This is a genomic window from Dysgonomonas sp. 511 (genome assembly GCF_010501105.1).
GTDB lineage: Bacteria > Bacteroidota > Bacteroidia > Bacteroidales > Dysgonomonadaceae > Dysgonomonas.
In genome coordinates, this window is sequence record NZ_QVMQ01000105.1 from 1 (window position 1) to 320 (window position 320).

Here is a 320-nt window from a genome sequence, read left to right on the forward strand (position 1 = left end):
TTTAATCTTATGGATAGTTATATCCTTGACATTGATATTACCTTCAAATTTCAAAGAGTTATAAGGTTCTGATGGGAATATAATGTTTGTAGAAACGGGGGTCTCGGTTTTCGTACGGATGGCCGTCGTCGTAGTTCGACGAAGCGTTTATCGGCGGCACTCCATTAGCATATACATTTACCGATACATTCTGGTACTCGGCAGTAGAAGGCGAGGTATATGCCTATTCATCCATGTTCACGGCTCTAGGTTCGAGCAACTATCTTGGGCCTTTCAACAGGTTGATACCTGACAATGGTTGCCATCATGCTTTTGCTATG

Annotated in this window: 1 protein-coding gene; it reads left to right on the forward strand. The window is 42.5% G+C overall.

Going from position 1 to position 320, the window contains the following annotated elements:
• Positions 1–149: 149 nt before the first annotated feature.
• On the forward strand, positions 150–320 hold a 171-nt coding region (locus D0T57_RS16140; protein WP_163274358.1), incomplete at its 3' end, for a DUF2723 domain-containing protein.